The organism is Enterococcus sp. 12F9_DIV0723, from assembly GCF_002174375.1.
GTDB classification, from domain to species: Bacteria; Bacillota; Bacilli; order Lactobacillales; family Enterococcaceae; genus Enterococcus_A; species Enterococcus_A gilvus.
Genome location: NZ_NIBK01000001.1, coordinates 803,660 through 829,206, shown reverse-complemented (window position 1 = coordinate 829,206; position 25,547 = coordinate 803,660). Strand labels below are relative to the sequence as shown.

Annotated in this window: 28 protein-coding genes; all 28 read right to left on the bottom strand. The window is 40.5% G+C overall.

The features are described from left to right. Positions 1-51 precede the first annotated feature (51 nt). The 28 genes from A5868_RS04080 to A5868_RS03940 all read right to left on the bottom strand — a co-directional run bounded on the left by A5868_RS04080 (position 52) and on the right by A5868_RS03940 (position 25,494). The gene (locus A5868_RS04080) at positions 52-618 is read right to left on the bottom strand and encodes a YtxH domain-containing protein (protein ID WP_086305523.1); all 567 of its coding nucleotides are present in this window, start codon (positions 616-618) and stop codon (positions 52-54) included. A gap of 2 nt (positions 619-620) precedes the next feature. Further along, positions 621-1,058: a DUF948 domain-containing protein gene (locus A5868_RS04075; RefSeq protein ID WP_010781541.1), complete on the bottom strand. Its 438-nt coding sequence runs from the start codon at positions 1,056-1,058 to the stop codon at positions 621-623. Positions 1,059-1,177: 119 nt separating this feature from the next. After that, positions 1,178-1,738 carry a TetR/AcrR family transcriptional regulator gene (locus tag A5868_RS04070; RefSeq protein WP_010781542.1) on the bottom strand — a complete coding sequence of 187 codons (561 nt, stop codon included), beginning with the start codon at positions 1,736-1,738 and terminating at the stop codon, positions 1,178-1,180. A 166-nt stretch (positions 1,739-1,904) separates the two neighbouring features. After that, positions 1,905-2,798 carry a UTP--glucose-1-phosphate uridylyltransferase GalU gene (gene galU / locus A5868_RS04065; protein ID WP_044926408.1) on the bottom strand — a complete coding sequence of 298 codons (894 nt, stop codon included), beginning with the start codon at positions 2,796-2,798 and terminating at the stop codon, positions 1,905-1,907. A gap of 22 nt (positions 2,799-2,820) precedes the next feature. Further along, positions 2,821-3,837 carry an NAD(P)H-dependent glycerol-3-phosphate dehydrogenase gene (locus A5868_RS04060; RefSeq protein ID WP_086305522.1) on the bottom strand — a complete coding sequence of 339 codons (1,017 nt, stop codon included), beginning with the start codon at positions 3,835-3,837 and terminating at the stop codon, positions 2,821-2,823. A 184-nt stretch (positions 3,838-4,021) separates the two neighbouring features. Beyond that, on the bottom strand, positions 4,022-4,852 hold the full coding sequence (lgt, locus tag A5868_RS04055; protein WP_086305521.1) for a prolipoprotein diacylglyceryl transferase: 831 nt from the start codon (positions 4,850-4,852) through the stop codon (positions 4,022-4,024). 1 nt (position 4,853) lies between these two features. Further along, on the bottom strand, positions 4,854-5,789 hold the full coding sequence (gene hprK, locus A5868_RS04050; RefSeq protein WP_010781546.1) for an HPr(Ser) kinase/phosphatase: 936 nt from the start codon (positions 5,787-5,789) through the stop codon (positions 4,854-4,856). Between the two features lie 306 nt (positions 5,790-6,095). Next, complete coding sequence (locus A5868_RS04045; protein ID WP_086305520.1) at positions 6,096-6,458, bottom strand: phage holin family protein; 363 nt, start codon at positions 6,456-6,458, stop codon at positions 6,096-6,098. Then, positions 6,458-6,775 carry a PspC domain-containing protein gene (locus A5868_RS04040; RefSeq protein ID WP_010781548.1) on the bottom strand — a complete coding sequence of 106 codons (318 nt, stop codon included), beginning with the start codon at positions 6,773-6,775 and terminating at the stop codon, positions 6,458-6,460. Before A5868_RS04040 ends, A5868_RS04045 begins: the two co-directional genes overlap by 1 nt. 25 nt (positions 6,776-6,800) lie before the next feature. Next, positions 6,801-8,351 carry a daptomycin-sensing surface protein LiaX gene (gene liaX / locus A5868_RS04035; protein ID WP_010781549.1) on the bottom strand — a complete coding sequence of 517 codons (1,551 nt, stop codon included), beginning with the start codon at positions 8,349-8,351 and terminating at the stop codon, positions 6,801-6,803. Between the two features lie 178 nt (positions 8,352-8,529). Then, entirely contained in the window at positions 8,530-9,207 is a 678-nt protein-coding gene (gene phoU / locus A5868_RS04030) for a phosphate signaling complex protein PhoU (protein ID WP_010781550.1), read from the bottom strand. Positions 9,208-9,252: 45 nt separating this feature from the next. Next, a complete protein-coding gene (gene pstB, locus A5868_RS04025; protein ID WP_010781551.1) occupies positions 9,253-10,008 on the bottom strand; it encodes a phosphate ABC transporter ATP-binding protein PstB in 756 nt (251 codons plus the stop codon). A gap of 422 nt (positions 10,009-10,430) precedes the next feature. Continuing rightward, on the bottom strand, positions 10,431-11,231 hold the full coding sequence (gene pstB, locus A5868_RS04020) for a phosphate ABC transporter ATP-binding protein PstB (protein WP_086305519.1): 801 nt from the start codon (positions 11,229-11,231) through the stop codon (positions 10,431-10,433). Between the two features lie 50 nt (positions 11,232-11,281). Next, a complete protein-coding gene (gene pstA, locus A5868_RS04015; RefSeq protein ID WP_010781554.1) occupies positions 11,282-12,169 on the bottom strand; it encodes a phosphate ABC transporter permease PstA in 888 nt (295 codons plus the stop codon). Next, positions 12,162-13,094 carry a phosphate ABC transporter permease subunit PstC gene (gene pstC, locus A5868_RS04010; RefSeq protein ID WP_010781555.1) on the bottom strand — a complete coding sequence of 311 codons (933 nt, stop codon included), beginning with the start codon at positions 13,092-13,094 and terminating at the stop codon, positions 12,162-12,164. Before pstC ends, pstA begins: the two co-directional genes overlap by 8 nt. A 241-nt stretch (positions 13,095-13,335) precedes the next feature. Next, complete coding sequence (locus tag A5868_RS04005) at positions 13,336-13,590, bottom strand: helix-hairpin-helix domain-containing protein (protein WP_086305518.1); 255 nt, start codon at positions 13,588-13,590, stop codon at positions 13,336-13,338. A 6-nt stretch (positions 13,591-13,596) separates the two neighbouring features. After that, positions 13,597-13,989 carry a VOC family protein gene (locus A5868_RS04000; protein ID WP_086305517.1) on the bottom strand — a complete coding sequence of 131 codons (393 nt, stop codon included), beginning with the start codon at positions 13,987-13,989 and terminating at the stop codon, positions 13,597-13,599. A gap of 68 nt (positions 13,990-14,057) precedes the next feature. Next, positions 14,058-14,834, bottom strand: a complete 777-nt coding sequence (locus tag A5868_RS03995) for an AraC family transcriptional regulator (protein ID WP_086305516.1) — start codon at positions 14,832-14,834, stop codon at positions 14,058-14,060. 112 nt (positions 14,835-14,946) lie between these two features. Further along, a complete protein-coding gene (locus tag A5868_RS03990; RefSeq protein WP_010781559.1) occupies positions 14,947-15,801 on the bottom strand; it encodes a phosphate ABC transporter substrate-binding protein PstS in 855 nt (284 codons plus the stop codon). Positions 15,802-15,889: 88 nt separating this feature from the next. Continuing rightward, on the bottom strand, positions 15,890-17,338 hold the full coding sequence (gene cls, locus A5868_RS03985; RefSeq protein ID WP_086305515.1) for a cardiolipin synthase: 1,449 nt from the start codon (positions 17,336-17,338) through the stop codon (positions 15,890-15,892). 63 nt (positions 17,339-17,401) lie between these two features. Then, the gene (locus A5868_RS03980; RefSeq protein ID WP_086305514.1) at positions 17,402-17,839 is read right to left on the bottom strand and encodes a GNAT family N-acetyltransferase; all 438 of its coding nucleotides are present in this window, start codon (positions 17,837-17,839) and stop codon (positions 17,402-17,404) included. 47 nt (positions 17,840-17,886) lie between these two features. Beyond that, positions 17,887-18,207, bottom strand: coding sequence for a DMT family transporter (locus A5868_RS03975; protein WP_010781562.1), 321 nt, complete (start codon positions 18,205-18,207; stop codon positions 17,887-17,889). 256 nt (positions 18,208-18,463) lie between these two features. Next, a complete protein-coding gene (gene ftsX / locus A5868_RS03970; protein WP_010781563.1) occupies positions 18,464-19,348 on the bottom strand; it encodes a permease-like cell division protein FtsX in 885 nt (294 codons plus the stop codon). Continuing rightward, positions 19,341-20,030, bottom strand: coding sequence for a cell division ATP-binding protein FtsE (ftsE, locus tag A5868_RS03965; protein ID WP_010781564.1), 690 nt, complete (start codon positions 20,028-20,030; stop codon positions 19,341-19,343). Before ftsE ends, ftsX begins: the two co-directional genes overlap by 8 nt. A gap of 92 nt (positions 20,031-20,122) precedes the next feature. Next, a protein-coding gene (gene prfB / locus A5868_RS03960; RefSeq protein WP_217808914.1) for a peptide chain release factor 2 occupies positions 20,123-21,239 on the bottom strand; the annotation gives its coding sequence in 2 pieces (ribosomal slippage) (positions 20,123-21,166 and positions 21,168-21,239; 1,116 coding nt in all). Positions 21,240-21,509: 270 nt separating this feature from the next. Next, positions 21,510-24,041 (bottom strand): preprotein translocase subunit SecA, encoded by a 2,532-nt coding sequence (gene secA / locus A5868_RS03950; protein ID WP_086305511.1) that lies wholly within the window; start codon positions 24,039-24,041, stop codon positions 21,510-21,512. 305 nt (positions 24,042-24,346) lie between these two features. Beyond that, the gene (hpf, locus tag A5868_RS03945; RefSeq protein ID WP_010781567.1) at positions 24,347-24,892 is read right to left on the bottom strand and encodes a ribosome hibernation-promoting factor, HPF/YfiA family; all 546 of its coding nucleotides are present in this window, start codon (positions 24,890-24,892) and stop codon (positions 24,347-24,349) included. Between the two features lie 140 nt (positions 24,893-25,032). Then, a complete protein-coding gene (locus A5868_RS03940; RefSeq protein WP_254908367.1) occupies positions 25,033-25,494 on the bottom strand; it encodes a ComF family protein in 462 nt (153 codons plus the stop codon). Positions 25,495-25,547 lie beyond the last annotated feature (53 nt).

The window sequence follows — 25,547 nt, the reverse complement described above, 5'->3', positions numbered from 1 at the left end:
TCTTTCTTTTGGGGTCCATTTTTTTATAGGTACTTCTATGACCTGTTTTTGTTATTCAGGATTGTTTTTTTCGACTTCTTCTTTTAATTCTTCTTTTACTTCAGAAAAATCAGGTGTTTCTTCATTCAGCTCTTTGCTCTTTTCAGCCAAAGCTGCGGCGCCTTCAGATACTGTATCCTTTGCCTCTGCTTCCGTTTCTTTCACAGTAATGACAATATCCTCTGAAGCATCCTCAGCAACATCTTTTGCCTCACCGGCAGCCTTGCGGAAACGATCAGATAAGTCTGTGCTTTGACGTTTCAGATCCTCGAGTGTGTCAGAGGTGATGTCGTCCATGTCTTCTTTAGACTCACTCACTTTACCTTTGACATTTGACGCAAGATCGCTTGCTTGATCGCTTAAATCAGAAGCACGATCTTTTACGATCGAACCCATTTCATTCGTTTTAGCAACAAATTCGTCGGTGTAATCAGATGCTAAGTCCAACCACTCGTCTGTCTTTTTCGTCAAGTCATCACGTAGTTCTTTTCCAGATTTTGGAGCCAATAGTAACGCCACCACTGCAGCAGCAGTTCCTCCGATTAATGCACCTGTTAAAAATTTTCCGTTTTTTGCCATTCTTATCCCTCCGCTTTCGTTGTAGTTTTGCGATTTCTAAAGAATTTCATTGTTGATGTGCCCACTTTTCCTGCAACACTGACTTTCGCTGCGTTTTTTCCAACGCCGCTGACTTTCCCTGCCAAATTGCGGCTGCTCGTATTTAAATCTGAAACACTCTGACTTAAATCTGCCACCGCTGTAAACAATGGATCGATCGTTTCTACTTTTCCATTAATATCATTCAGCAAATGATTGCCTTTCACTAATAAGCCTTCCACTTGCTGCATGAGTACATCTACATCTTTGGTAAGAACATCAATCGTTGTATTGGCCTCTGTCACAGTCGTCTCCACTTTTTCTACTGTTTTTGACACCTGACTTAAGACACGCACTAAAAATATCACCAACACAACAAATGCTAATGCGGCAATAATTGCGGCAATGCCACCTAAACTCATTTAATCGCCCCTCTCATTTTTCACTCATTATTATAACTTAAATTATACCATTCTCAGAGAAATTAATGAAAGAGAAAGAGCTTTATTCACAAAGGAATAAAAAAAGCACCTCAATAAAACTATTGAGATACCTTCATAAAGTTTTTAAGAACACCGTTGTATATGATCTCAAGATCACTAACTAGGTCTTTCTCACTGATACTGTTGTCGGCGAAGCCCTCAGCATGTCCTCTAAAATAATTAGTCATTACACGCTCAACTTGGATGACCTCCTGATCGGAAAGTTCACATTCAAAAAAGATTCGATTAAATGCGGCTCTTAAAAAAGCAGAAATGCTTTTCTTGTAAGAGTCTATGTACCCTTTTTCGTAAAATACAGTATAAAAGGCATTTTGATCCTTCGCATAGCAAGCCCAAGTTTTTCCAAGCTCGACGAAGGCACATAGATTCGATCTGCCCATCAGTGAATCTACTAAGAGCTCACGGAAATCCTCCATCGCTCGTTCGACCACTGCTTGACGTAATTCTGTAACGCTCCCTGTATGGGTGTACAAAGAGGGGGATTTAACCTCCAAGCGATCCGCAATCTTATTCAACCTCAATCCATCAATGCCAGATTCACAGACCAGGCCCATCGCACAATCAATGACGATTTCTCTATTTAACCGGGAAGTTTTCAATTCATTCTCCTTTTCGTATTCGTTATTTTCAAAAGATATTATATAACAAAATAACAAATAATTTCTATTCGTTATAGTGATAATTTACATTCGAAAATCCAATGATTTGATATTTTAAAATAACTAACAATATTAAAAGCGCAGAGCTAACTCTGCGCTTTATTGATTATTTTTTAGTTTTTGTTTGTCCGCTTAATTCTTTTCCTAATGAAATGATGTAATCGTGCAATTTATCTTTGATTTCTGGATGCTTCAAGCCATATTCGATGCTCGTTGTCATGAAACCAAATTTATCTCCAACATCGAAACGTTTGCCGTTGAATTCATGTGCAAACACTCTTTGCGTTTTATTTAATGTATCGATCGCGTCCGTCAATTGGATCTCATTGCCTGCACCTGGCTTTTGTGTAGCCAATACATCGAAAATTTCTGGAGTCAATAAGTAACGACCAATGATCGCCAGGTTGCTTGGTGCTTCTTCTGGTTTAGGCTTCTCAACAAAATTTTTCACATTGAACAAGCCTTTAGAAACTTCTTCCCCTGGGTTAATGATCCCATATTTAGACGTTTCATTTTTAGGAACGCGCATAACAGCGATCGTAGACGCGTGTGTTTGTTCATAATCGTTCATCAATTGTTTTGTCAAAGGCACGGTGTCTTCCATCAAGTCATCGCCTAGCATCACTACAAACGGTTCGTTGCCAACGAATGCACGCGCTTGTAACACTGCATGACCTAATCCTTTAGGATGGGATTGGCGAATAAAGTGCAGATTCACATCTGTTGTTTCTTCCACTAATTTCAACAGATCCGTTTTTCCTTTTTCTTGCAGATTCATTTCTAATTCAATATTTGAATCAAAATGATCTTCGATTGGCCGCTTGGCTTTTCCGGTAACGATCAAGATGTCTTCGATACCTGATTTCAATGCTTCCTCAACGATAAATTGAATCGTTGGCTTGTCGACGATAGGCAACATTTCTTTTGCCATCGCTTTTGTAGCTGGTAAAAATCTTGTTCCTAAACCTGCTGCTGGAATGACTGCTTTTTTTACACGCATATATTTTTTCCCACTCTTTCTCTTATAAAGTAAATTCATTTTCAAACGTGCCCTCTCTCGTCATCAGATCACGACAAGCTTGACGCACGTCTTTATCATTATATAAAACATCATAGATCATTTCAGTGATCGGCATGCTGACGTTCATGCTGTCAGCCAATTCTTTCGCCGCTTTTGTTGTAGATACGCCTTCGACGATCATGCCCATGTTGTCTAATACTTCATCTAATTTTTTCCCTTTGCCCAAGAGATTTCCGGCACGCCAATTCCGTGAATGCACAGATGTACAGGTTACGATCAAGTCCCCTACACCACTCAGACCGATGAATGTTAGCGGGTTCGCGCCCATTGCCACACCCAAACGACTGATTTCTGCTAATCCGCGGGTCATGATTGCTGCTTTTGCGTCGTCCCCATAAGAAAGACCCGCTAAAGCCCCTGCACCTAAGGCGATGATATTTTTTAAAGCTGCTCCTGTTTCTACACCGATCACATCTGGATTTGTATAAATCCTTAAATAGTCGTTCATAAACAGTTTTTGTACATAAGAAGCAAGCTGTTCCTCTTCGCTTGCCGCAGTAATCGTCGTAATATCATGAACTGCGACTTCCTCCGCATGGCTTGGCCCAGATAAAACAACGACGCCTTGACGATGCGCTTCTGGAATCTCTTCTATCAACACTTCTGAGATCCGCTTGTGAGTGTCTTGTTCCAATCCTTTACTTGCATGGACGATCACTGGTTTATTTTCAGATACTTTAGCAAATTCCTGTGCAACCGAACGAATCGCTTTTGTAGGGACTACGAATAATACCGCGTCCGCATCCTTCACGGCTTCCTTCAGACTTTTTTCACCTTTGATACTTTCTGGAATTTTTAGATCCGGCAAATAATGACGGTTGGTATGGTACGTATTGATTTCGTCAATTTGAGCTTCGTGGTTCCCCCAGATTTTTACCTCGTGGCCATTTTCAGCTAACACTTGTGCTAGCGCGGTTCCCCAAGAGCCCGGTCCTAAAACTGCAACTTTTTGCTTCACAGAGATTTCCTCCTAGTTCGTAATAACATCCTTGTTTCCATAGATACTATAGTTGATTTTTATTCTCTACACCCTATCCTTATGCTCATTGAAACAAACAATAGGTTCGTGCGTTTTCCTAAGATCCTATAATTGGTGTCGATCCTCTGACATAATCATAGCACAGTCAGTAAAAGGAGCTCTCTTATATTAAAGCTTGATTAGTTCCTTGATCACGCGCATAAAGCTTCACATCTTTGCGTATTTTGCGACGGTAATAGAACAATGCTAGGCCTCCGACAAAAAGGATCAAGGATAATAGTTGAGATACCCGAATCCCGCCGAACAAGTACAAGCTATCTGTTCGCATCCCTTCGATGAAAAAGCGTCCAAAACTGTACCACGTCACATAGCCCAAAAAGATCTCGCCACGTTTGATGCGCACATTTTTTCGAATAAACAAAAGGATGAGGAAGCCTAACAGACTCCACATCGATTCGTAGAAAAAGGTTGGTTGGCGGAAAGCCCCGTCGATATACATATTATTTATAATAAACTGTGGCAAGTGCAGACTCTCTAAAAATTGACGCGTCGTTTCACCGCCATAGGCTTCATGATTTGTAAAATTCCCCCAGCGGCCCATCGCCTGTGCCAGCATGACACTCGGAGCCACAACATCCAAAAACAGCCATGGATCAATGAAATGATGCCGGGTATACACAATCAATACAATCACAGCCGCAATCAAGCCGCCATAGATGGCAAGTCCACCACTGCGTGTATTAAAAATTTGGATCGGGTCCGCAAGATACATCGGCAGATCAAACAAAACATAATACAACCGTGCACCAATGATCGCAATCGGCAATGCCCAAAGAAGGAAGTTTGACATATCATCTTCTTTTAAGCCCACTCTCAGCGCCTCACGGGTAGACAACCACAAAGCGATCGCGATTCCTGAAACAATGATAATCGCATACCAATAAATTTGAAGACCAAACAATTCAAAGGCAACACGATTTACTTGAGCAAGCATTTTATTGCCCCGAATTTTCTTCGATTAGTTGGGTTAGACGATCTTCAAAGGTCTTCGTCGCATCATAGCCCATTGTTCGTGCCCGGAAATTCATTGCTGCTACTTCAATAATGATCGCAACATTGCGTCCGGTCTTCACTGGAATCTTCACCTGAGGAATTTTCACTTCCGCAATTTCCACTTCAGTATTGCCGCTGCCTAAACGGTCATATTTTTTATCCTTAGACCAGCTTTCTAAATAAACCACTAGCTGTACTGGCATCGATCCGCGAACTGCACTGGCACCGAATAAATTCATGACATCGATAATTCCAATCCCGCGAATTTCGATCAAATGCTGCAAAATTCTTGGCGGTTCACCAATCAGTGTCAATTCGTCTTGTTGATAAACATCCACTCGATCATCCGCAATCAATCGATGGCCTCGTTTTACCAACTCCAACGCAGTCTCGCTTTTACCAATCCCACTGTCCCCTTGAATCAGCACACCTAATCCATAAACATCCACTAACACACCGTGAACACTCGTCCGCGGTGCTAAGCCACCATTCAAGTAACTAGAAATCTCACCTAGTAACCGAGAGGTCGAGATAGGTGAACTCAACACCGGAATGTTCCGTTCACTCGCCGCTTCGATCATTTCCTTTGGCGGTGTCAAGCCGCGAGAAACAATAAAAGCAGGCGTATCGTCGCTACACATACGCCGCAAAACCATCAAACGTTCTTCCGGCATCATTCGTTCCGCGAATGTAATTTCTTTATTTCCAAAAAGTTGTAACCGGTCATGGGAGTAATAATTAAAATAGCCCGTCAACTCTAATCCGGGACGAGAAATATCGCCGGTGGTGATGACCCGCTCAAGACTTTCTTCATCACCCGTGACCACTTCCAATGAAAGGTTATCAACTAGTTCTTTTACTTTTACTGTTTCAGCCATATAATCCCTCTTTTCTACACTTCCGCTCTATTTTATCATTTTATCCATAGGGTGACTAGGTTCAGACAAGCTTCTCCGCCAATCTTAGGAAAAGGCTTTACTAAACATTAATGAATCAAGATACAGCAGTAGTAATTTGGCTAACGTTTTGTTATTCAAAAAATGACGACAGTCAGACAACGCTGCTGCGTGAGAGACAGTGAGAGCAAGCATTCTCGAACACCTGTCTTTTATTTTTTCCATATAAAAAGCTGTAGACATTCTCCACACGAGGGAGTCTATCTACAGCTTAAAGGGTAACTACATTTATCTGTCCGCGTATTTATCGATATTATGATCCGAAACGATCGCATTGACAATAGCCATGACGACCGCCACCAATATGGAGACCGCGAAACTAGAGAAGCCAAAGCGATAATTTCCTAATAGGTTGGAAGTCAATTGCAACATACCAGCGCTAATCACAAAGCTGAACAGTCCCAAGGTCAAAATATTTAATGGCAGTGAAAGAAAAATCAAGATTGGTTTCACTAGCGTATTCAATATTGATAGGACAAAGCTTGCAGCAACAGCCATCATTAAACTTTCCACATATACCTGATTAGGAAAGAGCACCGATAGTGAAATGAAAATCAGTGCATTAGCTATTAAGCGCTGTAGGTAAGTCATTAAAAGTCGCTCCAGTCATCTTCATCGATTTTGTCCGCTTTCTTTCGTTGGCGGGACGATTTTTTTTCATAATCATTGTAGTCATTGTTCCCATAATAGGGATTGTTATGTCCATAAGAATCTCTGCCTCTTGGTGCTGATGGGATCACTAACGCCAATAAAATGTAGAGGATGACTGGTGAGCCAATCAAGACGAGACTCAAGAAAACATAAATGACACGCACAATTGTTGGATCAATCCCGAAGTATTCGGCGATTCCTGCTAAGGTACCTGTCAGTACCACATTTGTTCGTGACTTTTGTAATTTCTTTTGCATATGAATCTTCCTTCCTTATTATTTCTTAATTGTCAAAATCTTTCAAGAAAATACTACCAGTCGTTGTTGATACATCGATTTTCACCATTTCATCGGCAACCCGACGAAATTGCAATAAGCGGTTTGTTTTCTCTTTTTTCTCTCTGATTACTTCATAGTTTGATAAGCGATCATTGATACTGCCTAAGCTTGTTTTGGCTAATCCTTCTAGTCCAACTGTTTTTCCTAAAGAAACTTTGACGTTTCCGTTCACTGAGCTTGCTTTAATTTTTTGTAGGCTATCATGTCCAGCGGTCAATTTGACATCTCCATTTACCAATGAAATGCCATAGTTTTGAATCGCTGCTTGAGTCGTAATATTCCCATTAACAGTTTCAATGATCGAATCTAAGATCGCACCTTCGCGGATCTCGATATTCCCATTAACACCTTGGATTTCAAGCATCGTCGCATCGATATGCTTGAACATAATATTGCCATTCGTTGATTTCGCATAGACATCTTTAGCATCCATCTCTTCAACAGTCAAATCACCATTCAATAATTTAACTGCTACGTGGTCATACGTCCGTTTTGGCAAGTAGAAAACTAACTCTGCTTGAACACGTTTATTTGGGATCTGGAATGAGATGTGCTCATCGTTTACTTCAATTTGGCTACGTTCTAATAGCGATTGAAGCGGCGTTGCTTCATTCATTTTACCATAAAGTTTGATTTTCGCATCTACTTTGATAGCTGCGTCATCCCATGATTTTAAGGTAACTTTCCCATTCGCTAATTTAATGTCCAGCAAAGTAGGTTCCACATCTGTATATAGGAATTGGTGTTCAAACTTAGACGTTACTAAACCAGGAACTTTCACGTTGAAGTCTTTCCAATCCACGTTTTCTTCTACAGTATCAGAAACCGTCTTCCACGTTTTCTTCATCAAACGACTTAATTGAATCCCTGCTTCTCCAAGCTTTTCACCAACTTGTGAGAATGTCTCAGTTGCTTGATCTTTCAAATCGTCTGGAATATCAAACCGTGCACGCGTACGTTCTTTGCGTGTTTCATTTTGATCGTCTTGAACATTTTTCAACTTTTCTTCTTGTGCATCGACTTGTTCCTGCAACGCGGCGATTTGTTCCTTCAGCTCATCAATTTCTTCTTGAACGGTTTCACGGATTTTATCATCTTCTTCTGATAATGTATCCAATTCTTCCTTCGTATCTAATTCCATCAACACTTCTTCTTTTTCATGAAGAGCCGCTTTTAATTCGTTCTTCTTCCGGTTGATTTCATCAATATGAGCAGAAATTTGATTGGCTTCTGTCGCTAAATCATCGAAGTAAGCTTCAAGATCTTCCAAGTCCTGTTCTTCAGACCCATCCGCTTCTTCTGCATTTTTTTTGTTTTCCCATTCATCAACTAAATTGGTTGCTTGGTCACGGTGATAAGAATCCACTTTATCAGCAGCTTGCTTGATCTGCGCTTCATCCTTTGCCTTGGCCATACTTTCTAATAAATCTAAACCTTCTTGAGTCGATAAAATACCTTTTTTGACTAATTCTAAAATTCGTTGTCTTTCATTCATAGAAATTGCCTCCTTCAAAAAGCAAATACATACTTTTGTTTACATTCATATTATGCATGGTTTTGAATCATTTGTCATAGGACTAAAGACCCATCTTTTTATCCGACTTGTTAACGGGTGTGTTTCTTCCTATTATATATAGAAAAAAACCAGCTAGAAAATCTAGCTGGCCATTCGTTTAAAAGTTTTCATTTCGATTGCTGTTTAGTTCAGTGATTTTCCCAGTCGCTAAGTATACGATCCATTCACAGATATTTGTCACATAGTCCCCAACGCGTTCTAAATACCCTGCCACGTGAAGATAGTCCGTTCCGCTGATGATTGTATCAGATTCTTTTTCCATCGTATTTGTGGTCATGTCATAGATTTTTTGGAAATAATCGTTTACTCGTTCATCCATCTTCGCGATCATCCGAGCATCTTTTTCATCTGTTTTTACGTAAGCGATCAGAACATTGTCCACCATCTTCTTCACATAGTTGGACATCTCATTGATTTCTTTCTCAACCTCTAGAATTCGAGGCAGCCCTTTTAGTCGAATGGTTGATTTTGCAACGGATACTGCATGATCCCCCATTCGTTCCAAATCAGAACTGGCTTTCATGATAGTAATGATTGTGCGCAGGTCTGTTGTGACAGGTTGCTGCAACGCAATCATCTCAAAGCTTTTTTTCTCCAAACGAACTTCCATATTATTGATCTCAACATCATGGTCAATAACTTCTTGTGCTAATTTTTTATCGTGGTCAATATATGAACGAACTGACTTGTGTACGGCACTTGAGACCATCATACCCATTTCATAAAATTGATTGTGAAGATTCAGCAGATCTTCTTCAAATTGTGTGCGTAACATCTTTGCCCTCCTTATAACTATCAATCTTCTCTATCAAATTGCCTACTAACCAAATTTCCCTGAGATATAGTCTTCGGTTTCTTGTCTCGAAGGATCTAAGAAAATTTTCTTGGTCTTATCAAATTCGATCAACTCTCCTTGTAAGAAAAAGGCTGTACGATCGGATATTCGTGAAGCTTGCGACATGTTATGTGTCACAATAATAATAGTGTAATTTTCCTTCAGTTCTAACAACATATTTTCTATTTTACCGGTAGATACTGGATCTAGCGCACTCGTTGGTTCATCCATTAAGATCACTTCAGGATTGACCGCCAATACTCGAGCAATACAGACACGTTGCTGCTGCCCGCCAGATAGAGACAACGCACTCTCATGGAGCTTATCTTTCACATCGTTCCATACAGAAGCAGCTTTCAAACTTTCTTCAACCACTTGATCAAGTTTGTTCTTGTCCTTCTCGCCTTTTAATTTTAACCCATAAATGACGTTCTCGTAAATCGAAAATGGAAAAGGATTGGGTTGTTGAAAAACCATGCCAATTTCTTTTCGCAATTCTACGGTGTCTGTTTTAGGACTATAAATATCTTTGTCCTTGTACATCACTCCGCCTGTGATCGTTACACCGGGAATCAAGTCATTCATTCGATTCAAACAGCGTAAATAGGTAGACTTTCCGCAACCTGAGGGACCGATCATTGCAGTGATCTCGCCCTTTTCAATATCCATGTCAATCCCTTTTAACGCTTCTTTTTTGCCATAATATAAATGAAGGTCTTTGGAAGTAATAATCTTCGACATTCAGTTTTCTCCTTTTTCAGTATATAGGAATTCATTTTCTTGCAGAAAATAAGTTTTATGTTCAAGCCGTATACCATTCCACTAATACTTCTACTAGTATTTATCCGTTGCTTTTTTATTTCTTTTTCAGTCACTAATTACTGCAAAAAGTGGAACTGGCATCCTTTTTCAGTATATAGGAATTCATTTTCTTACAGAAAATGAGTTTTATGTTCAAGCCGTATACCATTTCACTAATACTTCTACTAGTATTTATCCGTTGCTTTTTTATTTCTTTTTTTGTCACTAGTTACTGCAAAAAGTGGAACTGGCATCCTTTTTCAGTATATAAGAATTCATTTTCTTGCAGAAAATAAGTTTTATGTTCAAGCCGTATACCATTCCACTAGTTTTTCTACTGTGATTACCTATAAAATTCTTGGTTAACCAAAATGACCTGATACATAATCTTCTGTAGCTTGAATTTTCGGACGCGTGAAAATTTTTGTTGTTTGGTCGTATTCAATGACATGGCCTAAGTAGAAAAAGGCCGTGTAATCACTGATACGAGCTGCCTGCTGCATATTATGTGTAACAATGATGATCGTATAATTTTCTTTCAATTGGACCAACGTTTCTTCCACTGTTCCTGTTGAGATTGGATCTAACGCGCTTGCCGGTTCATCTAGCAATAAGATGTCTGGCTTCATCGCGATTGCTCGTGCAATACACAGACGTTGCTGTTGCCCACCGGACAATGCTAAAGCACTTTTGTCGAGGTTGTCTTTGACTTGATCCCATAAAGCCGCTTGCTTCAAGCTTGTTTCTACGGTTTCTTCCAATTGATGTTTGTCTCTCATTCCGTGCTGCTTCAAAGCAAAAGTGATATTATCACGAATTGATTTACTGAACGGATTCGGACGCTGAAATACCATGCCGATACGTTTGCGCATTTCATACACATCGATATTTGAGGCATTGACATCAACATCCTTATATACGATCTTCCCAGTGACATTCGCGCTAGCAATGCCATCATTCATTCTGTTCAATGAACGTAGGTAAGTGGATTTCCCACAACCAGAAGGCCCGATCAATGCGGTGATTTTATTTTTTTCAAATTCAAGATCTACACCTTTGATAGCCTCGTTGTCGCCGTAAAAGACATGCAAATCTTCTGTATGCAACGCGACCTCGCCAGACATTTTGATGAGGTTACGTTCATCCCAATTATATTCTTTCATTGAATTTCTCCTTGTTCGTACGAATGTTGAAACGATCTTGGTTTAATTTTTTATGTTGACGTCATTTTTCTATGCAATCTCTTACCGATTGCGCGGGCGCCAAAGTTAAAGAGCAGTACCGCTAGGATAAGAACAGCAGAAGCCCCGGCAGAAACAGCATTGCCATCGGGCATTGTTCCTTCAGTATTGATTTTCCAAATGTGCACGGCCAACGTTTCAGCCTGACGGAAAATACTCAAGGGACTTGATACGCTTAATGGGTTTAAATTGGTGAAATCCAACGCCGGCGCACTTTGTCCAGCTGTATAGATCAACGCCGCGGCTTCACCGAAGATACGTCCAGAGCTTAAAATGATTCCAGTCAAAATCCCGGGCAATGCATCTGGAACAACAATTTTTGTGACGGTTTCCCAGCGTGATAGGCCTAATGCTAACCCCGCTTCACGTTGTGTATAATGAATTGCTCTGAGGGATTCTTCAATATTTCTTGTTAGCAAAGGCAAGTTGAAAAGCGTCAATGCTAATGCACCAGAAAGAATCGAGAAGCCATATCCGAACTGAATAACAAAAATCAAGAAACCAAATAGACCAACTACTACTGAAGGTAACGAGCTCAAAATTTCGATAGATGTCCGAATGACATTAGTCACCCAGTTTTTCTTCGCATACTCAGATAAATAAATTCCCGCTCCTAAAGAAATAGGCAAACTGATAATCATGGTGATCAACAGCAGATAGATCGAATTGAATAATTGAATTCCGATTCCGCCACCTTTTTGATAGGCTTTTGAAGGGGATGTTAAGAACTCCCACGAAACATGAGGCAAGCCACGAATCAAAATGTAAAGCAATAGAAAAGCCAGGATCGCAACTATCAAACCGGAGACAATGTAAAGGACTGCTGTCGCGATTTTATCCGCGCGTTTCGCTTTATCCATTCGTTATCTCCCCTTTCTTTCCAATATAACGAATCAAAATATTGAACACTAACGACATGAATAATAAGATCAGTGCCAGTGACCATAAAACGTTGTTTTCTACAGTGCCCATGATTGTGTTCCCGATCCCCATCGTCAAGATCGACGTCAGAGTCGAAGCGGGTGTCGTCAACCCCGTCGGCATCAATGCAGCATTCCCGATAACCATTTGGATAGCCAAAGCTTCACCAAAGGCACGAGCCATCCCGAAGACGACAGCGGTCAATATTCCTGGCACGGCAGCACGTAATACAACTTTGTAAATCGTTTGCCAACGCGTTCCGCCCAAAGCCAGCGAAGCTTCGCGGTAATGGCGGGGCACTGATTTTAATGTATCTACCGTCATCGTGGTTACGGTAGGCAGAATCATAACAAATAATACAAACGTCCCAGATAATATCCCGAAACCTGTTCCACCGAAAATTGAACGAATAAACGGTACAATCACTGACAAACCAATAAAACCATAAACAACAGAAGGAATACCCACAAGCAGCTCAATGACTGGCTGTAAGAATTTCTGTCCTTTAGTAGGAGAAATCTCCGTCATAAAGACTGCGGCTCCGATCGCAAACGGGGTCGCCACAATCGCTGATAAAAAGGTCACCATAAAGGAACCTAGAATCATTGGCAACGCGCCGACTAGCGGTTTGCCATCCGGCCCAGTCGCACTGGGATTCCACACCGTTCCAAATAAAAAGTCGAATACATTGATCTTATCTACAAAAAAGGTTGATAACCCCTTGCTTGCTACAAAATAGAAAATTGCTGCAACGACAAATACGATCAACGCGATACAGATAAAACTAATAAAACGTCCCCGTTGTTCGATTCTTGCACGCTTTGATTTCGTCGTGAGCGCTTTTTTTACATCTTCATTCTCCAAGGCTTACTCCTCCTGATTCCTTCAATCTAATCCACTCGGTTTTTTCAAACCAACAAACCCATTCTACCTGTTGAAAATCAATTTCTTTTTAATCTCCTGTAACGCTTCCATGACAATTGTAAAGAAAGTGTAAACCAAAGAAGAGAATCCGCGCAACTGAACTGCTTGAAACAAAAAACTTCACGACTTTCAGCCATACAGAGATAGCGGCTGTCGTGAAGTTTCTTATGATTAAAACTAATTATTCGTCTTTCCAATCCCACCAATTTTGTTTATTTGCTGGAAGCTGCCCTTCATGATCCGCATAGTAAACGGCTAGTCGATAGGCATACAAGGCACAGCGGTCGACCGGTTGCCCTTGTACTACACAATCCTTTAGATAAATTTCTTCTGGATCTTGTTCTTTTAGCGAGGCAATTGTAGGAAAGCCCGCATTTATCAAATGAGCCGCCATATTTTTTCCAATACCAGGAATCATTTGTAGATTATTTTCCATTGCCGATCACCCTTCTTTGTATTCTGTAAACGTTAAAACATAGCCATCTGGGTCTGCAATAGCAAATTCCATTGCTCCATAAAAGGTTTTATGTGGTGTTTTGTAAATAGGATAGTTCTGTTCAATCATCTTGTAAAAATCCTCAAAATTCTCAACAGTGATGTACAGCGTGATAGATGGCGTAATTTCTTCAGTTGTCAGTATTGGATACTCTTCAATCAAATTATTTTTTTCTTGGAGCATCAACGTGAGCTCCTCCTTTGAAAGAATAGCAAATTGTAAGGATTGGTCGTCGGCAGGTACGGATGCGACTACCTCTAATCCCAATATATCTTGATAGAATGTGATGGATGTCTCTACATTCGCAACCATTAAATTAGTCGTTATATTTTTATACATTGTGCTCGCCTCCCTGATTGATAGATTAATTTTATCAAGAAGAGGCTGGAAATAATTGTAAAAAAGCGTCACTTTTTATAACGAGAAACTAGGTCTAGCGGAGTAATTCCTAAATAGTGCTTAAAGTCTTTATTAAAGTGAGGCTGATCATAATAATTTGTCACGGCCATAATGTCAGAGGGGACAGCTTGTTCAGAAGTCAGTATCTGCAAACATTTTTGAAACCTTAAAATACTTAGTACCATCTTAGGCGTTAAACCAAAATTTTTCGAAAAAACGCGTTGGCACTGGCGAGGACTAAAGTAAAGCTGGTCATACAATTCCTTCGTATTTTTAGGCGGAGACTCAAACAATCTCGGAAAAAGCCTTGTAAAATCATTAGGCGTCATCTTCTCAAATTTTTTGACCAAATAGCCCTGAAAAATTTTCTGAGCCTGTTCGAACCCTGCTGAAAAAAAGCGCGACTGATCGAGATCAGTAAAAACATTTTGCAAGAACACACGGTCATTCATCGCTCTTTCCGCAGGCAGACCTGTAAGTTGATGGAAAGCGCCCGGCATCATGCGCGCACCAAAGAAATATGCGGGCGTTTCTATCTCATAGTCAAATTCTGTTTGCTGATTCCCAGTGAAAAATATTTCCTTTCTATCAAAATCGACGATCAAGTCAATACAACCATCTGCGATAATGACATTTTTCACTCGACGGTGCTGTTCCGTTTTCGGATACATGGACCAAAAACATAAAATGAACGCGCTGCATTCAGGAATAACCGTTTCATTGTAAACGACCGCTTGCGTGAACGCGTCATTTAAAAGAAAGGGAACTTGTATTGGATAATACATTTCTTCTCCTCCTACTCTTTTCGGAATAATCGCCTACCTCATTTTTCCTGCATTTTCTGCAGCAAAAATTACGTGAAAAAAACCGTCTCGAAAAAACGAAACGGTAGTTCTGCTATTTTATTTCATTGCCTTGCCAATCTCGTTCTACTTTCATATTAGAGATGGGAATGTAGCCGAGTTGTGGAACCACTTTTCCTTGAACATCCTCAGAAAGCATATAATCAAGAAAATCCTTCACTAATTCAGTGGGTTCGCCTTTAGTATACATATGCTCATAGGCCCAAATCTTCCAACGATTCGTCGTGACATTGTCGTCTGTCGGCTCGACCTCATCAATACTCAAGGTCTGTACATCCTTCGTGACATATGAAAATGCCGTATAGCTGATAGCGCCCGGAGTATCCGAGACAATTTGGCGAACCATGCCGCTTGAGTCCTGCTCCTGCGCACGAATAGCCGTTTTTCCATCTAAAACCCATTGTTCAAAGGTCGATCGTGTCCCGCTGCCGGTTGCCCGGTTCAAAATAACGATTTCTTGATCGTTGCCGCCGAGGTCCTTCCAATTCTTAATTTCACCAAGAAAAATCTTTCGCAGGTTTTCTAATGAAATATTGGTTACACCGACGCCCTTGTTAACGATAGGGGTGATCCCTACTACAGCAACTTTATGATCCACTAATTTTTTCGCATCGATGCCATTTTTCTCTTCAGCAAATAAATCTGAATTACCAATGTCAACAGCGCCCGATTGTACTTGGCTTAATCCTGTACCACTTCCGCCGCCTTGGACATTGATGAATCTTCCTGGATTTTTACTCTGGTATTCCTCAGCGACCGTCTCTACCAATGGCTGCAACGCTGAAGAGCCGACAGCCGTAATTGATTCACCGCGGTCGATCCATTTTGAACATCCAGATAACAGTAAAAGCATTCCTAAACCTAATAGGGGAAAGAACCATTTCTTCATGAAAAATCTCCTTAAAATCTCTTTGAGTTCACTTACTAAACAAGCTAGTTCATTTTATACTATCAAACCATGAAAGCGCAAATGATTTTTATAGAAGCGGTGAGATCAATCGTGCAATGCCCTCTTTAAACTTGATAACAGTACCGCGTTGATCATATTTTTCTTGCGTCAATATTTTTGAGTTCATCGAATCTTTATAAAACTCGTCCCGCAATTCCCTAGCAAATGCGGCATCATAAACAATCGTATTTACCTCAAAATCCAATTTGAAAGACCGTACATCAATATTAGCAGAGCCTACTGAAGCGATCCCTTCATCGATCACCATGGTTTTCGCGTGGATAAAGCCATTTTCATAAGTTTCAATAATTGCTCCATACTCTAACAATTCCGCCGCAAAAGAATAGGTCGCCCAATAAACTAAAATATGATCCGGCTTATTGGGGATCTGAAGGCGAACTTTTACTCCTGACAACAGCGCCAGCTTCAATGCTTCATGAATCGGGGCATCGGGAATATAATAAGGGGTTTGGATCAAAATTTCCTTTTTTGCCAAATTGATCATTTTCAAATACGTCAACTTAATTTGTTCATGCTCGCTGTCAGGCCCGCTGCTGACGATTTGCAAAGCAAATTTCCCGTCAGCTTCAATTTCTGGGAAATAGTCTGGCTGATACACAAGGTCGTGACGTTGCTGAGAATTCCAATCCATTAAAAAGCGATTTTGCAATGTGTACACAGCATCCCCATGAATCCGTAAATGATTGTCTCGCCAGTAGCCAAATCGTTCAACTAATCCGAGATACTCGTCTCCTACATTGAATCCTCCGGTATAGCCGATTTCTCCATCGATCACAACGATCTTTCGATGGTTCCGATAATTCATCCGCGGATTTAAATAAGGTAAAAATAATGGAAAGAAAAAAACGACTTCTCCACCCGCTTCAATTAACGGTGCAAGAAAACGACGTTTGACTTGTGTGGAGCCCCAAGCATCCAAAAGCAGACGTACTTTTACCCCGCGGGATACCGCAGCAACCAATGCTTCCCGCACTTCCAGTCCCAACTCATCCGCACGGTAAATGTAGTATTCCATATGGATATGGTATCTTGCTTGATGGATGTCCTCAAGCAGCGCATCGAATTTTTCACGTCCATCTGTATAAAGTGTCACTTCGTTTTTTGTCGTATATAGAGAACTTTCAAACATGGTCAGCATATAAATCAATTGACGCGGGTCAACCTGATTGGTCGTTGGCTTAGGAAAAAGCCCCCGTTCAAGCGCTCGCTGTTGCTGTTGAACCTCCACATTCATCCCTATTTTTGTTTGCATCTTTAAATCAAAAATACGTTCTTTCGAGATACCTTTTCCAAAAAAAACATACAAAACAAACCCAAGAATCGGGATAAACGTCAAGACCAATAACCAGGCCCATGTATTCACCGTATCCTTCCGCTCTCTAAAAACGATAATAAAAGACAATACTGTATTGATAATCAGGAAAAACAATCCCAAGTGCTCTGTCACAAACGACATGCTTTCACACTCCTTCTAGTAAAGGATAGCCGAGAAAATGCTGAATGTAAACAATCTACTGTTTTAGTGATTCTCCGACTTCTGCCAAAGCATTTCTACGTGAGGGATACCATCTTCTAAATATTCCTCAGAAGTTTCTTTAAACCCGAATGAACCGTAAAAATCAGATAAATGCGCCTGTGCCGAAATACTGACCGGCTGATCCGGGTAGCGTTTTTCTATTTCCTTCATCGTCTTAGCAACCAGTTTTCTCCCCAATTGTTGTCCCCGAAATTTTTTCACAACGAACACACGACCGAAATGAATCCTCTCACCTTCTGCTAGGATTCGTGCATACGCTTGTAGTTCACCCTCTTTTTCTATACAAACGTGTACAGCCGAACGGTCAGCCTCGTCAACTTCTTGATAAGGACACTGCTGCTCTACCACAAAAACAGCCGTGCGCGCCTCTAAAATGGTCAATAATTCCTGTGGTGTTAATTCATTCGTCGTTTTAATCATACGTACCTCCTGCATTTGTGCTAAAGATAGTTTACCCCACTTCCTTGCTAATGTCCGCTAGTAACTTTGATTCCAATGATTCCTACTACTAGAAGAACCACGAAAAAGCTCGTCAAAACAGAGAGATGATCTTTAAAAAAGAAAACACCAATTAGGATTGATCCCACAGCACCAATTCCTGTCCATACTGGGTAAGCCAGACTCATTGGCAGTATGTGCAGAGACTTTGCTAAAAAATAGAAACTTGCGATCATCCCAACCAATGTTAAAATCGAGTAATTCATCTTAGTAAATCCCTCACTCATTTTCATCATGGTTGCCCAAAATGTTTCAAATACCCCTGCAATAATCAACGATAGCCATGCCATAATACATACTCCTCCTTAAATGAATAGCAAATGAAACGATGCGTACCGAGTCTATTCCATTAAACTATGAAATAAAAATCAAAAAAAGGGAGTCCAATTTCTTCAATGACCTAACGAAATTGGCTCCCTTGCTCGGTAGCGATTTATTTAACTGTCTTCCATAGTAGAACCTTTTTCTAAAAAAGGCAAGAGACATTCTCTTTTAAAAATATTCTATAAAAAAAACTCCTCCGAAAACACGGAGAAGTTTCATTATTTAGATTTTTAAGAAACGACGCATAGAGATAACTGAACCTAATGAACCGATCAAATACCCGCCAACAGCCATTACAATATCTAAAATCCATACGATTTGGCTTGGACGAAGCAATGCTAGATTTGATTGCAATAGATAAGGCGCAGCTATACCGTATACTTGAGAATAGCCATACGTTAGCACTAGAATCGGTACGATTGAACCAATCAATCCGATCCAACCACCTTCAAGAAAGAATGGCCAACGAATATAGCCATTTTTAGCTCCTACCAATCGCATGATTTGAATCTCTGTTTTGCGTGAAATAATCGTGATTCGAATCGTATTCGAAATCAAGAAAATCGCTACAAAGATTAACAATGCGGCGGCGGCTAAGCCCCATGTTCGTACAACCTTGGACATCTGGATGATTCGATCCGCTGAGTTTCCGCCGTAATTTGCACGGAAGACATTATTTAGTTGACTCGCTTCACGGGTCACTGGACGAATATACTGTGCATCTGTTGCGCTTACGATATAAACATCATAAAGAGGATTGCTGTCCCCTTCAAATAAATCCCACGCATCACCCATTTGTTTTTGTAATTTTCTCAATTGCTCTTGCTTGCTGGAGAAAGTCACTTTGTCCACGTGTTTGATCTCTTCTAAATCCGTTTTTAACGCTTTAAGATCTTTTTCTTTTGTGCCGATATCAGCAAAGACGGTTACTTCGACATTTCCTTCGACATCTTGCGCCAATTTTGTCGCATTCATGATGACTGCAAGGAATATTCCCGCCATCGTTAGTGTGATCGTTACTGCACTGACTGATGCTAATGTCATCCAGCCGTTACGTTTGACACTTTTGATACTTTCCAATAAGTGTCGGAAGAAATTTCTAATCATCAAACTCGTATTCTCCTTCCGCTTCATCCCGAACGATCAAGCCATTTTCAATCGCGATCAAGCGATGACGCATGGTGTCTACGATCGTTTTGTTATGAGTCGCCATAACGATCGTTGTTCCTTGGTTATTGATCCGTTCCAACAGCTTCATGATTTCCCAAGACGTATCCGGGTCCAAGTTCCCTGTTGGCTCATCTGCGATCAATACTTTAGGCGTATTTACGATGGCACGCGCAATAGACACTCGTTGCTGTTCCCCACCGGATAATTCACTCGGGAATACGCGAACTTTGTGTTTTAGACCAACTAAATCTAAAACTTCCATCACACGTTTTTTGATATCACGCGGCTTGCGCCCGATAACTTGCATCGCGTAAGCGACATTTTCATAGACTGTCTTACGAGGCAATAACTTGAAGTCCTGAAAAACCACGCCAACATCTCGACGTAAATATGGGACTTCTTTATTTTTGATCTTTAACAAATCATGACGAGCAACATCCAATACTTTTCCAGAAGTTGCTTTCTCTTCACGATACATCAATTTTATAAAAGTAGATTTTCCACTACCAGAGGGGCCAACGACATAGACGAACTCACCTTGATCGATACGGACCGAAATCCCACGCACAGCAGTTGTCTTATTAGGATATTTTTTTGTTACATCCTGCATTTCAATCATGCTTTATCTCTCCAAATCCTCTTAAATTCTTTGTTATTATAGCATGCCAACATTGCAACTGGCTTTCATAACTTTACAATTTGATTTCATTTTTAAGCTTGAGTGTCTTGCGCCAAGCGCCATTTCAAGTAAGCATCGATAAAAGGATCTAGATCGCCGTCCATCACAGCCTGTACGTTCCCAGTTTCATGTTCCGTACGGTGATCTTTTACCATTGAATAAGGATGAAAAACATATGAACGAATTTGCGATCCCCAACCAATCTCTTTTTGTTCTCCTCGCAACGCCGCAGCCTCTTGCTCCTTTTTCTCTATCTCTAACTGATAGAGCTTCGCCTTCAACATCTGCATAGCCGTCTCGCGATTATGAAATTGTGAACGTTGTGCCTGACTGGCAACAACCGTTCCTGTTGGCAAATGCGTGATCCGAACCGCCGAAGAAGTTTTATTGATATGCTGTCCACCAGCACCGCTTGCACGATAAACATCCACTTTTAAATCATCAGGATTGACTTCGACTTCAATGTTTTCGTCCAACTCAGGCATGACTTCCACCGAGCAAAAAGAAGTATGACGACGACTCGCTGAATCAAACGGCGATATCCGAACTAATCGGTGCACACCCTTTTCAGATTTCAAATAACCGTAGGCGTTCGTTCCTTTGATCATCAGGGTAACACTTTTTATTCCAGCTTCATCACCTGATTGATAATCGATTGTCTCCACTGAAAAACCGTGTTGTTCTGACCAACGAGTATACATGCGTAAAAGCATTGAACCCCAATCTTGAGATTCTGTCCCACCAGCGCCCGGATGAAGTTCTACAATGGCATTGTTTTTATCATAGGGATTGTCTAATAACAATGATAGTTCAAAACCTGAAATTCTTTCCTGCAACTGATTTAATCGCTCTTCTAATTCCTTTTGCATTTCAGGATCAAATTCTTCCTGCTGCATTTCCCACATAAGATTCATTTCGTCCGTCTCATTTGCGATCACTTGAAACTGATCATAGGTATCCTTAGAAGCATTATTTCGATTAATCAGAGCCTGCGCTTTTTCGGAGTCATTCCAAAAATCTGGTGCAGACATTTGGTTTTCAGCTTCAGCGATATCCTCCTCTAACTGCTCTAGGTCAAAGAGACCCCCTGAAACTTGCGACTTGCTCTTGCATCGTATCTAATAAATTTCGTATTTCTGCGTTTTCCAACTTTTTTCCTTCTTTCTCTCGGATAAAAATTATCCGTATAACCAATACTTGATCTTTCAAAAAATAAAATCTTACGACTATATTGAACGTTTGAACACTACTTCGCAACCAGTTTAATATACAAACGGTTTCTACCACACATAACCTATTAAATTATTACACCTATAAGATACCATGAACTATCCAAAAATAGGAACGGAGTGAAACTCGCAAAAGACGAGACATAGTAGCTATGTCCCGTCCTAAAGGTTCATTTCTTATCGTAAATAATTATTGTCCTTTGCCATGACAGTTTTTATATTTTTTTCCGCTGCCGCAAGGACATGGATCATTGCGCCCTACTTTTTCAACATGAACAGGCTTTTGCTTCGTTTCAGTTAGGTTCTTAGGATCTCCATCTGCTTCCACTGGGTGCTCTTGTTGATTTTGCGCTACTTGCTCCCGTTGAACATTTTGACGGATCTCTGCTTTCATGAAGAGTCGTGTCACTTCAAACTCGATTGCGCCTACCATATCTTCAAACATCTTGTAGCCCTCTGTTTGATATTCAACCAACGGATTGTTTTGTCCATAGGCACGAAGCCCTACAGATTGACGCAATTGATCCATTGCATCAATGTGATCGGTCCATTTTGTATCTACAACACGCAAGATGACTACTTTTTCAAATTCTAATAATTGTTCAGGGCTCTGTAATTGGGCCACTTTAGAATCAAAAACCTCTTTCGCACGACTATAAAGATAATCCTTCATTTCTTCTGGCGTTTTATTTTCAAAGTCCGCTTTAGAAACAGTATCCTCGTGCACCAATGTCGTTCCGGCGAAATCAGCTAAGGCCTCAAAATTCCAGTTTTCCTTATCCAATTGCGTGTGGCTGTCCACGACACGTGAAATTGTCCGGCGTACCATGTTCAATAAGTTTGGTGTCAAATCTTTTTCGCCCATGATCACATCTTGCCGTTGTTTGTAGATTACTTCCCGTTGCTCACGCATCACATCATCGTATTGCAAAACATTTTTACGTGTATCGTAGTTGTTTCCTTCTACTCGTTTTTGAGCAGATTCAACTTGACGTGTCAGCATTTTACTTTGAATAACGGCATCTTCGTCTTCTACTTTCATCCGGTCCAAGAACGCTTTGATTCGTTCAGAGCCAAAACGTTTCATTAAATCATCTTCCAATGAAAGATAGAATTGTGAAACACCTGGATCTCCTTGACGACCAGAACGTCCACGTAGCTGATTATCAATACGGCGAGATTCATGACGTTCTGTACCGATTACGGCAAGTCCGCCCAGTTCAATGACCCCTAGACCTAGCTTGATATCTGTTCCTCGACCAGCCATGTTCGTTGCGATAGTAACGGAGCCCTTTTGACCCGCGTTCATAATAATTTCTGCTTCTTTAAAGTGATTTTTCGCATTCAAGACCTCATGCGGAACCTTTTCACGGTCCAACATATTTGAAAGCAATTCGGATGTTTCAACCGCTACCGTACCGACAAGAATGGGCTGTCCTTTACGATGACGTTCTTTGATGTCTTGAACGACAGCATGGAATTTGCTTTCCAATGTTGGGTATAACAAGTCTGCATGGTCTTCACGGATGATCGGACGATTAGTCGGAATTTGAATAACTTCGATATTATAGATTTCACGAAACTCTTCTTCTTCTGTTTTTGCTGTCCCTGTCATACCGGCAAGTTTTTTATACATCCGGAAGTAGTTCTGGAAGGTGATAGTTGCCATCGTCTTCGTTTCGTCTTCGATCTCAACGCCTTCTTTGGCTTCGATCCCTTGGTGTAACCCGTCAGAGTAGCGACGACCATCCATAATACGTCCAGTAAATTGGTCAACGATCAGAACTTTGCCTTCTTGTACCACGTAGTCAATATCACGAATCATGATAAAGTTGGCCCGCAATGCTTGATCCAAATGATGGGTCAATGCAGTATTATCAAGATCATACAAATTTTCTAATCCAAAGTTTTCTTCAGCTTTTTCGATTCCTTGTTCCGTTAAACCAATCGTTTTTGACTGAATGTCAATCTTGAAGTCCTCTTCTTCTTTCAAACGCTTCACAAAATTGTCCGTGCGTGTGTAAAGAGCTGTCGATTTTTCAGCCGCTCCTGAAATGATCAAAGGGGTCCGAGCTTCATCAATCAAGATTGAATCCACTTCATCGACGATCGCGTAGTTTAGCGGACGTTGAACCATTTGACTTTGATAAACTACCATGTTGTCTCGTAGATAATCAAAGCCTAGTTCATTGTTCGTACTGTATGTAATATCACAGTTATACGCTTCACGTTTTTCATCCGCTGTTTTTGAATTGATATTCAAGCCAACGCTCAGTCCTAAGAAGTTATACAACTCGCCCATTTCTGTAGAATCCCGTGTAGCCAAATATTCATTGACTGTTACAACATGGACACCCTCACCGGTTATAGCATTTAGATACACCGGCATCGTTGCTGTTAAGGTTTTCCCTTCACCTGTTTTCATTTCTGGGATATTGCCATCGTGTAATACGATCCCACCCATTAATTGTACGTGGTAAGGATACAGACCTAAAACGCGTTTTGCTGCTTCGCGAACGACTGCAAACGCTTCTGGCAACATTTCGTCTAATGTTTCTCCTGCTTGATAACGTCCTCTGAACTCTTCGGTCTTACCCCGTAATTGCGCATCAGACAATTCTTCCATGGCGCTAGAAAAGGTTTCGACCTTGTCCGCGATCCCGCTTAATCGTTTTAATTCTTTTTTATCATTTTCAATCATTCGTCTCAGAAAGTTTGCCATTCGTTTATCTTACTCCTTTATTTCTTTTCATTTTCTATTTTTCGATAGAAACCCGCTAGTATATTTTATCATTAGTCCTTGAGAAAAGAAACTTCTCATGACGAATAATACATGACTTATACAATGATTAATCTTTTTGCTGGCATTTCCTTCCTGCCAACGAGTTAGAGCAACGAATTCCTCAAGAAAAAGCGGCTTCATTCTAAAACTTTAAATTCAATCAAAATAAAAAACCTTCCAGCTACTGCTGGAAGGCGTGAATTCTAGATATATGGCTTAACAAAGTATTTATTGAAGCCTATTTGTTAATCTGTTTCGATCAAACCATATTTACCATCTTTACGACGGTAAACGATGCTTGTACCATTCGTTTCAGCATCTTCAAAGATAAAGAAGTTATGCCCAAGCATGTTCATTTGTAAGACTGCTTCTTCGCTGCCCATTGGTTTCAATGATAAGCGTTTCGTACGAACAATCTCTAACTCAGAAGTTTCTTCTGCTTCATCGTTCAATTCAACAGCAACTTCACGTGTTGGTAAAGAAGTTTCACGAGCTTTGCGATTAATTTTTGTTTTAAATTTGCGGATCTGACGTTCTAATTTATCCACAACCAAATCAATACTTGCATACAAATCTGGTGAAGTTTCTTCGGCCCGAAGAACTAAGTAAGGTAATGGAATCGTTACTTCAACTTTTGCCGTTTTTTCTGTGTAGACTTTTAAATTGACATAAGCAGTTGCGTCCGGAACATCAGTGAAGTAGCGTTCTAACTTTCCTACTTTCTTTTCAACGTAATTGCGGATAGCTTCAGTAACTTCGATGTTTTCACCACGAACATTATATTTGAACATACGTATTGCCCCTTTCGTCTTGCCAACTGAAGATCGGAGGAAGGACCACTCTTCCCTCTTCTTCTTAATTCTATTATATCGAAATCTAATCCTTTTGCAAAGTAAATCGCTATCAATTTCACTCGAAAAAATAATGCATTTCAGCGTGAAAAAGTCAAGCTTTTCACCGTTTTAGCACCATTTTTATAAAGAATTTCTGCTCCGTGAAACAGTGTACGCCCCGTCGTATAGACATCGTCCACTAATAAAACTCTTTGATTTCTAATCTTTCTATTTTCCATCTTCAAAGCAAAAGGCTGTTCCATTTTTAATCGTTCCGCACGTGATTTTTCTGACTGCGGAGAAAGATCTTTTCGTTCCAACAACTCTATATAAGAACACTCTGCCGATTCTAAACAACCGCATACTTGATTGAATCCTCTTTCTCTAAAACGTTCTTTTGAGAGCGGGAGTGGACAAATCAGATAGTCTGAATACTTTTTTAGCGCTTCTTTTAATTCTTTTGCGATCCCTCCTCGCACGCGGTAATCCCCTTTGAATTTATAGCTTTCGATCCATCGCTTAAATCCTTCATCGTAGCGAAAAATACCTTGATTATTCAATACAAATCCTAACTGCGTTTCCCATAACTGGCAATCTCCACATAGCTTCGGCG

Coding starts and splice junctions, on each gene's coding strand:
- ftsE (WP_010781564.1), bottom strand. CDS start 20,030: ATGATTGAAATGCAGGATGTAACAAAAAAATATCCTAATAAGACAACT.
- A5868_RS04045 (WP_086305520.1), bottom strand. CDS start 6,458: ATGACTTACCTACAGCGCTTAATAGCTAATGCACTGATTTTCATTTCA.
- pstB (WP_010781551.1), bottom strand. CDS start 10,008: ATGTCGAAGATTATTACTTCCAAAGACCTTCATTTATATTATGGCAAA.
- A5868_RS03975 (WP_010781562.1), bottom strand. CDS start 18,207: ATGGCATGGCTATCGTTGATTATTGCAGGGGTATTTGAAACATTTTGG.
- galU (WP_044926408.1), bottom strand. CDS start 2,798: ATGCGTGTAAAAAAAGCAGTCATTCCAGCAGCAGGTTTAGGAACAAGA.
- A5868_RS04005 (WP_086305518.1), bottom strand. CDS start 13,590: ATGGAAAATAATCTACAAATGATTCCTGGTATTGGAAAAAATATGGCG.
- phoU (WP_010781550.1), bottom strand. CDS start 9,207: ATGTTACGCACACAATTTGAAGAAGATCTGCTGAATCTTCACAATCAA.
- hprK (WP_010781546.1), bottom strand. CDS start 5,789: ATGGCTGAAACAGTAAAAGTAAAAGAACTAGTTGATAACCTTTCATTG.
- A5868_RS03980 (WP_086305514.1), bottom strand. CDS start 17,839: ATGATTAAAACGACGAATGAATTAACACCACAGGAATTATTGACCATT.
- pstA (WP_010781554.1), bottom strand. CDS start 12,169: ATGGATAAAGCGAAACGCGCGGATAAAATCGCGACAGCAGTCCTTTAC.
- secA (WP_086305511.1), bottom strand. CDS start 24,041: ATGGCAAACTTTCTGAGACGAATGATTGAAAATGATAAAAAAGAATTA.
- cls (WP_086305515.1), bottom strand. CDS start 17,338: ATGTCGTTTGTGACAGAGCACTTGGGATTGTTTTTCCTGATTATCAAT.
- ftsX (WP_010781563.1), bottom strand. CDS start 19,348: ATGATTAGAAATTTCTTCCGACACTTATTGGAAAGTATCAAAAGTGTC.
- A5868_RS04040 (WP_010781548.1), bottom strand. CDS start 6,775: ATGCAAAAGAAATTACAAAAGTCACGAACAAATGTGGTACTGACAGGT.
- A5868_RS04080 (WP_086305523.1), bottom strand. CDS start 618: ATGGCAAAAAACGGAAAATTTTTAACAGGTGCATTAATCGGAGGAACT.
- A5868_RS04000 (WP_086305517.1), bottom strand. CDS start 13,989: ATGTATAAAAATATAACGACTAATTTAATGGTTGCGAATGTAGAGACA.
- hpf (WP_010781567.1), bottom strand. CDS start 24,892: ATGTTCAAATATAATGTTCGTGGTGAAAACATCGAAGTTACTGAAGCT.
- A5868_RS04075 (WP_010781541.1), bottom strand. CDS start 1,058: ATGAGTTTAGGTGGCATTGCCGCAATTATTGCCGCATTAGCATTTGTT.
- A5868_RS03995 (WP_086305516.1), bottom strand. CDS start 14,834: ATGTATTATCCAATACAAGTTCCCTTTCTTTTAAATGACGCGTTCACG.
- A5868_RS03990 (WP_010781559.1), bottom strand. CDS start 15,801: ATGAAGAAATGGTTCTTTCCCCTATTAGGTTTAGGAATGCTTTTACTG.
- lgt (WP_086305521.1), bottom strand. CDS start 4,852: ATGCTTGCTCAAGTAAATCGTGTTGCCTTTGAATTGTTTGGTCTTCAA.
- liaX (WP_010781549.1), bottom strand. CDS start 8,351: ATGAATGAAAGACAACGAATTTTAGAATTAGTCAAAAAAGGTATTTTA.
- pstB (WP_086305519.1), bottom strand. CDS start 11,231: ATGAAAGAATATAATTGGGATGAACGTAACCTCATCAAAATGTCTGGC.